Genomic DNA, 11,684 nt, shown 5'->3' on the forward strand with positions numbered 1-11,684 from the left:
TCAGCCGTCCACGCGCACACCGAGGTGCGCGGCGAACAGCGGCGCCAGCTGCAGCAGCTGCGCCGAGGTGACCACCGCCCCGCGCAGGTCCCCGACCCCGTCGAGGCCGTCGGTGAGCTCGCTGGTGCGCAGGTCCACCGACCGCAGCCGGGCGCCGGTGACGTCGAGCCGGCCGATGCGGCAGCCGGCGAAGCGCACGCGGTCCAGGCGCGCCCCGGCGAGGTCGACGTCGCGCAGGTCCACGTCCTCGAAGGTGACGTCCACCAGCTCGGCCCCGCGCAGGTTCGCGTAGTCGAGGCGGCCCCCGCGCACCAGCACGCGCTGCCAGGACGCGGCCGACAGGTCCAGCGCGCCGACGCGGCAGTCCGTCACGACGACGTCGCGCCACGTGCCCGCCCGCCACGGGGCCTCGGTGGCCCCGAGCCCGCTCACCTCGCAGTCGACCACGCGGGCCCCGGCCAGCCGCAGGCCGTCGGCGCGCACCGAGCGCACGCGGCAACCCAGCAGCCGGGTGTCGCGGGCGTCGGCGCCGGACAGGTCCAGGTCGGCGGGGAACAGCTCGCCGTCGTGCGCGCCGCCGGGGTCGGGCGGGGCCGTGCGGCGGACGAGGTCGTCCTCGCGGGCCGGCAGGTCGGGCACGGGCAGGGCGGGGGCGTCCCGGGGCGTCGTCGGCACGGGCGGCAGCCTGGCACGGACGAGCCGCTCGGTGGGCCGTTCTGCGGGCCGTCCTGCGGGCCGTTCTGCGGGCCGGTCAGTGCACCACGACGTCCTCGGCGGCGAAGCCGAGCACCCGGGCCCGGCCGTCGGGCGCGGTGAGCACCCGCCCGCGGGCCACGACGACTCCGTGGTGCGGCGGCAGCACGCGGAAGCGCACCTCGCAGGGCAACCCGGTGGAGGCCGAGGAGCGCAGGGCGGAGGACACCGGTGCGCGGTCCTCCTCGTGCACCGTGCGCGCCAGCCACTGCGGCAGCGGGGCGTGGCCGGGCTGCGGCCCGAGCCCGTACAGCGTCCCGCTGCGCGCGTCCCAGGCGAGGGTGTCGGCCGTGGCGTCGTACTCCCAGGCGCCGGTCGCCTCGCTCGGCAGCGCCGCCGGGCCGCTGATCCGCAGGTCCACGAGCCGCCCGGCGGTGGGTAGGACCCCGGCGAGCCGGGCCCGCAGGGCGGGCGGGACCAGGTGCAGCGTCGCGCTCGAGCGGACGTCGGCCAGGACCCGCGCCAGGGCCTCGTACCCGAGCCCGTCGCCCTGGACCACCAGCCGCTCGTCGACCCCCTGCTGGTCGTCGACGGCGACGGCGTCGACGAGCACGGTCAGGACGGGGTCCGGGGCGTCGGGCAGCTCGTCGCCCCACAGCGCCTCCAGGGCCTCCTTGACCCGTTCGGCGCGTCGGCGCAGGTGGTGCTCACGACTCAGCGCGTCCGCCACCACCGACCCCCTCCACCGACGCCAGCGCGGGCGCCTCCTGCCGGTCGCCCCGACCACCGGGAAGGTCCAGCGGCAGCGCCTCCAGGGCAGTGAACCGTTCCCCACCTGCGGTGACAACCCCGTGGACGGCGCTGTCCGGCCGGTCGGGGGACACGGCCTGGTCACGTGACCGGTCCGCGACTGGTCAGGTGACCGCGATCCGCCCCGCCCGGGCCGCCCCGGCCCGGTCCCGTGCCCGCCCCGGTCGGGACCCTCACGGCCCGGTCCCGGTGTGCGACGATCCGGCCATGGCGGCGCCCCGACCCCGACGCAGCCCCGGCGCCACGCGCGCCGAGCTCATCGCGGCCACCGCCCGGGTCATGAGCCGGGAGGGCGTGGCCGCGACGACGACGCGCCGCATCGCCGAGGAGGCGGGCGTCCCCCTGGGGACCGTCCACTACTGGTTCTCCAGCAAGGACGCCCTGCTGCGCGAGGTCGCGGCCGTCCACCTCGAGGAGGTCCGCTCCGCCGGCCGGGACGCGCCGGTGGCCGGCGAGGTCGACGGCGACGGCGGCCGGGCCGCCGAGGAGGCGTTCGCCCGGCTGCGGGCGGCGCTGTCGGCCGAGGAGGCCTTCGACACCGGGCGCCGGCTGGCCCTGTACGAACTCACCACGTGGTCGCTGCGCACGCAGGGGCAGACCGGCACCGCCCGCGAGCAGTACCGGGCCATGCGCGCCGCCGCCCGGTCGCTGTGCGAGCCGTGGATGCGGGCCCACGGTCCGTCGGCGCCGGCCGCCGGGGCGGGGCAGGTCGACGAGCGACGGCTGGAGGCGCTGTCCGCCCTCGTCGTCGCGTTCTTCGACGGCCTGGCCCTCAGCGAGCTCGCCGACCCCGAGGGCACGCCCAGCGACGCGGTGCTGGAACTGTTCAGCGCCCTGATCGGTGCGTGGGTCGCGGACTCCCCGCCCGGCTGAGCCCGGCTGGACCGGGGTGGGGAGCCCGCGGTCCGGGTCAGAGGTGGTCGCCGGGTCAGAGGTGGTCGGCCCCCGCCCAGGTGCGGTGCCCCACGAGCGCCCCGGCGGCCCGCTGCGGGACCTGCGGCACCGGTGCGCCGAGCAGCCAGGCCTCCCGGGACAGCGGGTCCCCGGGGTCGGACCCGTCGTCGGCGGCCAGGACGGTCAGGACGGTGGGGGCGTACCAGGACACGACCGGGCCCAGCCCGGGTTCGCCCACGCCGAGCCCCAGGGCCAGGTGCCCGCCCGCGGACTCCCCCCACACCCCGACGCCGGACAGCGCCGGCAGCACCGACGTGAGGGGGTCCGGGCCCGGCCGGCGGCGAGCAGGTCGGGGACCGCCGGGACGTAGGGCGGTCGTTCCCCGAGGTGGTCGGTGGGCGCGCCCATCCGTGGAGGGAACCGCTCGAAACCCGCGCAGACCACGCCCAGGAGGCGGGAGGCCTCCTCGACCCGGTAGGCGTGGGCCAGCCCGGGGGGGCGAGACCGACGTCGCCCGTGCGCGGCAGCCGGGTCCGCTACCGGCCGCTGCCGGCCGCTGCGGTCCTGCACGAACAACCTGACCGTGCCGTCGAGCACGTGGAGCACCTCGTGCGTCCCGGCGTGGGAGCGGGTCGGGATGGCGTCCCCGGCGGGGTACTCGCTGGTGAACATCCCGAACTACCCCTCGGTCTCCTCCCCGCTGAGCAGGAGGGTGAACAGGTCCCCGCAGGGGTTGGCGTGCTCACCCTCGCCCCGGCTCGGGAAGAACGGGTCGGGACGCCCGGGCAGGTTTCCCGACCAGGCCGGGCGGCCGTCGGGGTCACGCAGGTACTGGAAGGTCACGTCGTTCTCCGGCCGTCCTGCGTCCGCCCCGTGCCCGGCGGACGCAGTCGGCGTAGACCGTGGCGGACGGTTTGGGGGTGCGGGTGAAGGTCTCGCGGTCGACGGCGACGAGCCCGAGCTTGGGGCCGTACCCGAAGATCCACTCGAAGTTGTCCAGCAGCGTCCAGTGGCAGTACCCCAGGACCGGGGTCCCGGCGTCGATCTCGGTGGCCAGCCGGTCCAGGGTCGCGGGCAGGAACGCGGCGCGCTGGGCGTCGTCGTCGGTCTGCAGGCCGTGCTCGGTGACCAGGACGGGAACCCCGGACACCTCGTGGGCGTAGCGGACGGCACCGGCCAGCGAGCCGGGGTCGATCACCGAACCCATCCCGTTGCGGGCCCCGTCCGGCACGACCTCCCCGTCCGGGCCGTGGAACAACGTCTCGTAGTTCTGGACGCCGACGAAGTCGTCCTCGCGCGCGACCCGCAGCCAGTGGTCGTAGACGGCGGCGCGGCGGGCGTCGCGGCGGGCCTCGCCCCCCGGCCGGGCCACCTCGTGCGCGACGGCCAGCGAGATCCCGACCGGCAGGTCGGCGCGACGCGCCTTGGCGGCGGCGCGGCCCGCGCGGTGGGCGATCGTGAACGCCTCGCGGAACTCGTCCTGGAACGCCGCGGGGATGACGTTGGAGGAGAAGTACCGCTCGGTCCCCGCGGCCCGGGCCGCCGCGGCCAGCATGTCCACCTTGAGCTGCTCGGCGGCCGGGGGCAGTTTACCGCCGGCCTGGAGCAGTTGTTCCAGGTTGGGCTCGTTGAGGGTGACCGCGGTGTGGATCCGGTCGCCGAACCGGGCCACGACGCGGTCGACCTGGTCGGCGAACCGGTCCGCGGCGTCGGGGGCCAGCCAGGACCCGGCCGCGGAGAACCAGTGCGGGGAGGTGAAGTGGTTGAAGGTCACGACGGGCGCCAGGCCGCGGGCCAGGGCGGCGTCGACCACCCGCTCGTAGTGGTCGAGGGCGGTGGTGGAGACCTCCCCCCGCGCGGGTTCGACCCGGGCCCACTCCACGGAGAACCGGTAGGCGTTCAGACCCATCCCAGCGGCGAGGTCGAGGTCCTCCTCGTACCGGTCGTAGCTGCGGCACGCCGGGCCGGACGGTTCCCGGAAGAGCGTGGGGTGGACGTTCTCCAGGAACCAGGTGTCGCCGGCGGTGTTGCCGCCCTCGGTCTGGTGCCCGGCGGTGGCGACACCCCACAGGAAACCCTCGGGGAACTCGGTCACGGTGCTTCTCCAGTCGGTCGGTGGTGGGTCAGCGGGCGCCGCGGACCAGCGAGATGACGAGACCGCCCAGGACGGCCGCGCAGGCGCCGGCGACGAACAGGGCGGCGTAGTTCCCCCCGCCCCCGATCGCCAGCAGGGCCGGGGCGAGCGCGGCCACGAAGGTCGAGGGCAGGTTGTCGGCGATCTTGAGGATTCCGAGGTCCTTGGCGGGGTTCTCGGGGTCGGGCAGGACCTGGGTGGCCAGCACGAGCTCCACGGCGAAGTACACACCCTGGCCGAGGCCGACGACCCCGCAGGCCACCACGTACTCGGCGAAGGTGGACGCCCGGGCGGCGAGCAGGAGCCCGGCGGCGAAGATCAGCGCTGCGGCGACGATGAAGGGCTTGCGGCGGCCGAGGCGGTCGCTGAGCTTGCCGACGGCCGGCGCGGCGAGCAGGGTGACGCCGGCGTTGACGACCACGGTCAGCAGGATCGCCACGCTCAGCCGGGCCGGTTCCACCTGCAGGTGCTGCATCAGGTAGAGCGCCAGGAAGATGTTCAGGGCGGCGACGCCGGAGAAGACGAGCATCCGGCTGGTGAAGACCCAGGTGAAGTCCGGGTGCTTGAGGGGGTTGACCCAGAACACCGACACGAACCGGCGCAGGTCGAACGCCGGGGGCGCGCTCTGCGGCCGGACGTCGCGCACCGCGACGGCCAGCAGCAGGGGGAAGACGACGGCGACCGCGGTGGGGATGCCCACCAGCGGAACCAGGTCGTCGCCGAACGGGACGGCGACGGCCATGCCCACGAGGGCGCCGAGGGGGGTGCCGATGCCGATCAGGGCCGCGGTGGGGCCACGGCGGTCGACGGGGAGCTGGTCGGCGACCAGCGCGATGCAGGTGACCGTCGCGCTGACGAACCCGAGGGTGATGAGCAGGTGGGCCGCGACGAAGGTCGGCAGGTCCGGGGCGGCCACGAGCAGGGCGCCGCCGGCGACGAAGGCGATCGCGGCCAGCAGCAGGAACGGTCGGCGGCGCCCCATCCGGGCGCGGGAGCGGTCGCTGAGCGTCCCCACCACGGGGAGGGCGATCAGGGTCAGGATCCCGGCGATGCTGGTGGACAGGGAGATGGTCGTGGCGGCCGTGCCGGCGTCGAGCTGGTTCGCCTTGAGGGGCAGCGTGAGCAGGGCCGCCGACATCTGGGCGGCACCTGCGCCGACGCAGGCGAGCAGCGCGAGCAGCGCGAAGCCCCGGGGGGGCTGGACCGCCGGTGGGCCGGGGTCGGGGAGTTCGGTGGGCAGGAGGGGCTGGGAGGGAACGGTCATGGTGGCTTCCTCACCGGTGTAGTGGCCGCCTGCGCGGCCGTGTTCGTCGTCGAACGCACACCCCGTCGTCGGGGTGCGGCGACGCTACCACGAAAACATGGAGGGGTAAATGTTTTTGTCGGGACCCTGCTACGGTGCCGGTGTGGCCGGACCCCGGGGTGAGTACCGCAAGAGCGCCGAGCGTCGCGCGCAGATCCTCGACGCCGCGTTCGACGTGTTCTCCCGCGACGGCTACACCGCCGGCTCCGTCAGCGAGATCGCCCGTGTCGTCGGGATCAGCCAGACGGGGGTCCTGCACCACTTCGCCGGAGGCAAACCCGCCCTCCTGCAAGCCGTCCTCGAACAGCGCGACGCCCGCGCCAAACTCCTCCTGGAGGGCCGCACCGGCCGGGACTTCCTCGCCGGCCTCGTCGAGATCTCCCGCACCCAGGAGTCCCGGCGCGGCCTGGTCCAGCTCTACCGCCGGCTGGCGACCGAGGCCGTCGACGCCAGTCACCCGGCCCACGACTACATCGCCGTCCGGTTCCGGCGCATCGTCGACGCGGTGACCGACGCCTTCGCCGAGGTCGCCGCCGAGGGCGGTCTGCGCCCCGGCCTCACCCCTCGCGCGGCCGCGCTGCGCGCCGTCGCCGTGACCGAGGGTCAGGAGGTGCTGTGGCTGCAGGGGTTCGAGATCGACCTTGCCGCCGACATCCGCTCCTTCCTCGACTCCCTCCTGCTCGAACCCCTCTGACCGACCCCGCCCCGCGGGGTCACCCCAGGAGCACGATGACCCCCACCGACCGTCCCGTGACCGACCGTCCCGTGACCGTCCGTCCCGTGACCGTCCGTCCCGTGACCGTCCGTCCCGTGACCGTCGAACACCACCGCGAACCCCTCGGCATCGGCACGTCCCGCCCCCGGCTGTCCTGGGTGGCCGAGACCGCTGAACTCGGCTGGCGGCAGACCGCCCACGAGATCGAGGTCACCTCCGGGGAGGGCACCCGCAGCACCGGCCGGGTGCCCTCGGCCGAGCAGGTCCTCGTCCCCTGGCCCGCCGAACCCCTCGGCAGCCGCGAACGGCGCACCGTGCGGGTGCGGGTCTGGGGTCCGGGCGGCGGGCCCTCGGCGTGGAGCGAGCCGACCGCGCTGGAGACCGGCCTGCTCGACCCCGCCCTGTGGACCGCCGCCCTCGTGGCCCCGGTGCTGCCCCCCGCCGGGACCGGCGGCGAACCGGCGGTGCTGCTGCGTGGGGAGGTCGACCTGCCCGGCGGTGTCCTCCGGGCCCGGGTCCGGGCCACCGCCCACGGGGTGATGACGCTGCGCCTCAACGGCTCCGCGGTCGGTGACGACGTCCTGCACCCCGGCTGGACCAGCTACGCCCACCGCCTGCGGTACCGCACCTGGGACGTGACCGACCTGGTCCGGCCGGGCCCGAACGTCCTGGGCGTCCAGCTCGCCGACGGCTGGTTCCGCGGCTACGTGGGCTTCGGCGGCCGCCGGGAGCTGTACGGCGACACCACCGCCGCCCTGGTCCAGCTGGAACTCGACCATGCCGACGGCTCGCGCACCGTCGTCGGCACCGACGGCACCTGGCGCTCCACACCCGGCCCCACCACCCGCGCCGACCTGCTCATGGGGGAGACGTACGACGCGGCGCGGGAGCTGCCCGGCTGGGACCTGCCCGGTTTCGACGACTCCGGCTGGGACCCCGTGCGGGTGCGCCCGCTGGACCCGGCGCTCCTGGTGGCCCCCGACGGGCCGCCGGTGCGCCGGACCGCGCTCCTGGACGTCGCCGAGGTCCTCACCACCCCCTCGGGCCGGACCGTCCTGGACTTCGGCCAGAACCTCGTCGGCCGGCTGCGGCTGGCCGTTCCCGCCGGGTCGGGCACGATCACGCTGCGGCACGCCGAGGTCCTGGAGGGCGGGGAACTGGGGACCCGGCCGCTGCGGGCGGCCCGGGCCACCGACGAGGTCGTCCTGGACGGGCGCGCGTTCACCTGGGAGCCGGAGTTCACCGTCCACGGGTTCCGGTACGCGGAGGTGGCGGGCTGGCCCGGGGAGTTCGACCCGTCCGCGGTGCAGGCCGTGGTCGTGCACACCGACCTGCGCCGGACGGGGGAGTTCGCGTGCGCCGACCCGCTGCTGGACCGCCTGCACGAGAACGTCGTGTGGAGCACGCGCGGGAACTTCCTCGACGTGCCCACCGACTGCCCGCAGCGCGACGAACGGCTGGGGTGGACCGGTGACCTCACGGTCTTCGCCCCCACGGCGGCGTTCCTGTACGACACCGGCGGCATGCTGACCGGCTGGCTGGCCGACCTGGCCGCCGACCAGTTCCCCGACGGCGACGTGCCCCTGTGGGTCCCGTGGAAGGAGGTCGACGAGGGGTTCCCCGACGTCGGTGCCGAGGCGGGCTGGGGGGACGCGGCGACCGTCGTGCCGTGGACGCTGTACGAGCGGTACGGCGACACCGGGTTGCTGGCCCGGCAGTGGGACTCCATGACCCGCTGGGTCGACGTCCTGGCCGCCCGCGCCGGGGCCGACCTGGACTTCCCCGCCGGGGGGGTGTCGCTGGGGGACTGGCTGGACGCCGCCGCCCCCGATGACCAGCCCTGGGCGGCCCGGCTGCCGTGGCAGGCCGTCGCGACGGCCTACCTGGCCCAGTCCGCCCGCATCCTGCGCGAGGCCGCCGTGGTCCTGGACCGGCCGGCGGACGCCGAGCGCTACGGCACGCTGTTCGACCGGGTCGCCCACCGGTTCCGCACCGAGTACGTCACCCCGAGCGGCCGGTCGGCGTTCGCCTCCCAGACCGCCTACGCCCTGGGGCTGCGCTTCGGCCTGCTCGCCCCCGGGCAGGTCGCCCACGCCGGGGACCTGCTCGCCGCCCAGGTCGCCGCCGACGGGTTCCGCATCGGCTCGGGGTTCCTGGGGACCCCGCACGTCTGCGACGCCCTCGCCGACGCCGGGCACGGCGAGACCGCCTGGGACCTGCTGCGGCAGCGGGAGTGCCCGTCGTGGCTGTACGCGGTGACGATGGGCGCGACGACGGTGTGGGAACGCTGGAACTCGATGCTGCCGGACGGGTCGATCAACCCCGGGGAGATGACCTCGTTCAACCACTACGCCTTCGGGGCCGTCGCCGACTTCCTGCACCGGCGGGTCGCGGGCCTGGCCCCGGCGGCCCCGGGGTACCGGGCGCTGCGCGTCGCCCCGCTGCCCACCCCCGGGCTGGCGTGGGCCCGGGCCGCCCACGAGACCCCGTACGGGCGCGCCGAGGTGTCCTGGACGCTGACCGGGACGCAGTTCGTCCTGGAGGTGGACGTCCCGCCCTCGGTCACCGCCGACGTGCACCTGCCCGACGGCTCACCCGTGCGCTCCGTCGTCTCCGGCCGGCACCGGTTCACCTGCCCGTTCCCCGGCGGGGGTTCCTGAGGGCCCGCCCGTCCCCGCGGCGGGCGGCCCGGACCGCCCGGGCAGGGCCAGCGCGGCCCCCAGGACGACGGCCGCGCACACGCCGAAGGCGCCCGGCAGGCCGATCCACCCGGCCAGGGCGCCGGTCGCGGAGGCCCCCAGGGCCTGCCCGGCGGTCAGGGCGGCGAGCACCACCTGGCCGGGGGCGAGGGCCAGGGTGGCGGTGGCCGTCAGCGCGACCGCGAGGACCCAGGAGCGGCGCAGCCCGAGCAGGCGCACCGCGTCCCCGCTGGCGGCGCCGAGGACGGCGGCCCCGCCCAGGAGCACCCACAGCGCCGCGCTCGTGCGGTCGGGCAGCCCCCCCGTGGTGGTGATGAGGTCGCGCCCGAAGGTCCACACGGCCGCGTTGCCCAGGCCCGCGACGGCCGCGGCCAGGACCGGGCGCACCATCGCCGCGCGCGCGGACCCCGGGGTGGCGTTCCCGGGGCCCGGGACCGCCGGGACCGCCGGGGAGGGTTCCGGGGTCCGCGCCGGCCAGGTGGCCGACCGGTCGGCGACGGCGGCGGTGAGCACGGCGGCCGCGGCGGCGGCGACCCACACCGGGCGCCATACCTGCGGGGCGGCCAGCACCGCCGCACCGGTGAGGGCGACCCCGACCCCGGTGCCGGCGTTGACCACGGCCTGGGCCCGGTCGGCCAGCGGGCCGCGGACGGTGCCGGCCACGGCGACGACGAGGGCGGGGGAGGCCGCGCCGGCGGCGCCCCGGCGACGAGCACGCCGACGGCGAGCGCCACCGCGGACCACGACAGCGCCACGAGCAGGGCCCCGGCGGCGGCCAGGCCGGCGGCCAGCCACAGCGTGGCGCGCGCCCCGCGGGCGGGGATGAGCCGCTGGGCGGCCAGGGCGGCCACGCAGTAGGCGGCGAAGCTGCCGGAGGCGATGGCGCCGGCCGTCCCGGGCGAGAGCGCGAACTCCGCGGACAGCTGCGGCAGCTGCAGGCCGTAGCCGAGGCGGACGACGCCGTAGGCCACGGCGATGAGACCGGTCCCGGAGGCCACGAGGGAGCGGGCCCGCCCGGGCCGGCCCGCGGGGCGTTCCTGCGAGGGCTGCTGTAACGATCGGTTCACCATAATGGTCGTTACAGTAGACCCGTGACGACGACGACCGCACGCCGACCGGCCCGTGAGCGCCTCCTCGACGCCGCCGAGGAGCTGTTCTCCGAACGCGGGATCGCCGCGACCGGCGTGGACGCCGTCCTGCGGCGCGCCGGTGTCGCCCCGGCGACCCTGTACGCGCACTTCGGCGGCAAGGACGCGCTCGTCGCGGCCTACCTGCAACGGCGCCACGAGCGCTGGCGCGCGGCGTGGGACCGGGCCCTGGCGGACTGCGGCGCGGACCCGGCCGCCCGCGCCGTGGCGCTGTTCGAGGCCCTGGACGTCTTCCCCGCCCAGCCCGGCCCGGCCCGCGGGTGCGCCTTCCTGGCCGCGGCCGTGGAGGTCGTGGCCCCCGACCACCCCGCGCACCGCTGGCTCCTGGAGGACACCCGGCTGCTCCTGGACCGCCTCCACGAGCTCGCCGCCGCCGCCGGCGCGGACGACCCGGCGGCCCTGGCGACCGAGCTGCTCACCCTCTACGACGGCGCCCTCGCCGCCCGCGCCCGGCGCGCCGTCACCGGCGGTGCGCGGCCCGCCCCACCGCCGGTGCGCGACCTCGCCCTGGCCGCCGTCGCCCGCCACCGCGCCGCAGGACCGCAGGGCTGACGCAGCGCCGGGGCCCGACGCCCGCGACCGGCTGGGCGGCAGGGCTCGCGGTGCTCTGCGCGGTGGGAATCACCCGTCTGGCGACGTTCAGGCCACGCCCGCCGGGGTCGATGCACCGGGGGACAGCAGCACGGGACAGCACCGGCCGGCGGAACGGCCGCGGCCCGCGTCCCCCGACCGGAAGGACAGACGTGACCAACGTCGACGCCACCCTCAAGGCCTGCCTCGAGATCGACGGCGCCACCGCCGCCGCGCTCGTCGACTACGAGTCGGGCATGTCGCTCGGCCAGGTCGGCGGCGGGGCCATCGACCTCGACGTCGCCGCCGCCGGCAACACCGACGTCGTGCGCGCCAAGCTGCGCACCATGCAGCGCCTGGGCCTGAACGAGCAGATCGAGGACATCCTCATCACCCTCGGCACCCAGATCCACCTGATCCGCCTCATCCAGTCCCAGTCCGGCCAGGGCCTGTTCCTCTACCTGGTCCTGAAGAAGGACTCCTCGAACCTGGCCATGGCCCGTCGCCAGCTGACGATCCTCGAGCGCGACCTGGCCATCTGAGCCGGATCCACCCGCACGACCGGCACGACCGGCACGACCAGCACGACCAGCACGACCAGCACGACCAGCACGACCAGCACGACCCGCACGACCCGCACCGCACCGCCGGCGGTCGGCCCGGACGCGACCGCGTCCGACCGCACCGCCGGCGGGCGCCGGGCCCGGGGGGGGGGGGG

12 protein-coding genes and 1 pseudogene are annotated in these 11,684 nt (G+C 76.4%); 5 read left to right on the forward strand and 8 right to left on the reverse strand.

Annotated elements, in window-relative coordinates; genetic code table 11:
* On the reverse strand, window positions 1-675 hold the full coding sequence (locus tag AB2L27_RS10760; RefSeq protein WP_370441460.1) for a pentapeptide repeat-containing protein: 675 nt from the start codon (window positions 673-675) through the stop codon (window positions 1-3).
* 76 nt (window positions 676-751) lie between these two features.
* Window positions 752-1,423, reverse strand: a complete 672-nt coding sequence (locus AB2L27_RS10765; RefSeq protein WP_370441461.1) for a hypothetical protein — start codon at window positions 1,421-1,423, stop codon at window positions 752-754.
* A 287-nt stretch (window positions 1,424-1,710) separates the two neighbouring features.
* On the opposite strand from AB2L27_RS10765, the gene AB2L27_RS10770 reads away from it, so the two are divergent.
* Window positions 1,711-2,376 (forward strand): TetR/AcrR family transcriptional regulator, encoded by a 666-nt coding sequence (locus AB2L27_RS10770; RefSeq protein WP_370441462.1) that lies wholly within the window; start codon window positions 1,711-1,713, stop codon window positions 2,374-2,376.
* 55 nt (window positions 2,377-2,431) lie between these two features.
* On the opposite strand, the gene AB2L27_RS10775 is transcribed toward AB2L27_RS10770, so the two are convergent.
* The 4 genes from AB2L27_RS10775 to AB2L27_RS10790 all read right to left on the reverse strand — a co-directional run bounded on the left by AB2L27_RS10775 (window position 2,432) and on the right by AB2L27_RS10790 (window position 5,795).
* The gene (locus tag AB2L27_RS10775; protein ID WP_370441463.1) at window positions 2,432-2,707 is read right to left on the reverse strand and encodes a hypothetical protein; all 276 of its coding nucleotides are present in this window, start codon (window positions 2,705-2,707) and stop codon (window positions 2,432-2,434) included.
* Window positions 2,708-3,075: 368 nt separating this feature from the next.
* The gene (locus AB2L27_RS10780) at window positions 3,076-3,240 is read right to left on the reverse strand and encodes a hypothetical protein (RefSeq protein WP_370441464.1); all 165 of its coding nucleotides are present in this window, start codon (window positions 3,238-3,240) and stop codon (window positions 3,076-3,078) included.
* On the reverse strand, window positions 3,218-4,492 hold the full coding sequence (locus tag AB2L27_RS10785; protein WP_370441465.1) for a glycoside hydrolase family 1 protein: 1,275 nt from the start codon (window positions 4,490-4,492) through the stop codon (window positions 3,218-3,220). Before AB2L27_RS10785 ends, AB2L27_RS10780 begins: the two co-directional genes overlap by 23 nt.
* Window positions 4,493-4,520: 28 nt before the next feature.
* Window positions 4,521-5,795: an MFS transporter gene (locus tag AB2L27_RS10790; protein ID WP_370441466.1), complete on the reverse strand. Its 1,275-nt coding sequence runs from the start codon at window positions 5,793-5,795 to the stop codon at window positions 4,521-4,523.
* 142 nt (window positions 5,796-5,937) lie between these two features.
* Between AB2L27_RS10790 and AB2L27_RS10795 the strand changes: the two genes are divergently transcribed.
* Window positions 5,938-6,528 carry a TetR/AcrR family transcriptional regulator gene (locus tag AB2L27_RS10795; RefSeq protein ID WP_370441467.1) on the forward strand — a complete coding sequence of 197 codons (591 nt, stop codon included), beginning with the start codon at window positions 5,938-5,940 and terminating at the stop codon, window positions 6,526-6,528.
* A gap of 116 nt (window positions 6,529-6,644) precedes the next feature.
* Window positions 6,645-9,209 (forward strand): glycoside hydrolase family 78 protein, encoded by a 2,565-nt coding sequence (locus AB2L27_RS10800; protein ID WP_370441468.1) that lies wholly within the window; start codon window positions 6,645-6,647, stop codon window positions 9,207-9,209.
* On the opposite strand, the gene AB2L27_RS10805 is transcribed toward AB2L27_RS10800, so the two are convergent.
* Window positions 9,141-9,911 (reverse strand): hypothetical protein, encoded by a 771-nt coding sequence (locus AB2L27_RS10805; protein WP_370441469.1) that lies wholly within the window; start codon window positions 9,909-9,911, stop codon window positions 9,141-9,143. The genes AB2L27_RS10800 and AB2L27_RS10805 overlap by 69 nt on opposite strands.
* A gap of 68 nt (window positions 9,912-9,979) precedes the next feature.
* Window positions 9,980-10,318 (reverse strand): annotated as a pseudogene (locus AB2L27_RS20165) (YbfB/YjiJ family MFS transporter); the annotation flags it as partial.
* A gap of 21 nt (window positions 10,319-10,339) precedes the next feature.
* Here AB2L27_RS20165 and AB2L27_RS10810 point away from each other — a divergent pair.
* Together AB2L27_RS10810 and AB2L27_RS10815 are read left to right on the forward strand one after the other, a co-directional pair.
* Window positions 10,340-10,948, forward strand: coding sequence for a TetR/AcrR family transcriptional regulator (locus AB2L27_RS10810; protein ID WP_370441470.1), 609 nt, complete (start codon window positions 10,340-10,342; stop codon window positions 10,946-10,948).
* 191 nt (window positions 10,949-11,139) lie between these two features.
* Window positions 11,140-11,508, forward strand: coding sequence for a hypothetical protein (locus AB2L27_RS10815; RefSeq protein ID WP_370441471.1), 369 nt, complete (start codon window positions 11,140-11,142; stop codon window positions 11,506-11,508).
* Window positions 11,509-11,684: the final 176 nt, after the last annotated feature.

The sequence above is a fragment of the Kineococcus halophytocola genome, assembly GCF_041276425.1.
Taxonomy (GTDB): Bacteria; Actinomycetota; Actinomycetes; order Actinomycetales; family Kineococcaceae; genus Kineococcus; species Kineococcus halophytocola.

What these genes read in the sequence shown, in the direction of transcription:
- AB2L27_RS10770 (WP_370441462.1), top strand. Translation starts at nt 1,711, where the DNA reads ATGGCGGCGCCCCGACCCCGACGCAGCCCCGGCGCCACGCGCGCCGAG.
- AB2L27_RS10790 (WP_370441466.1), bottom strand. Translation starts at nt 5,795, where the DNA reads ATGACCGTTCCCTCCCAGCCCCTCCTGCCCACCGAACTCCCCGACCCC.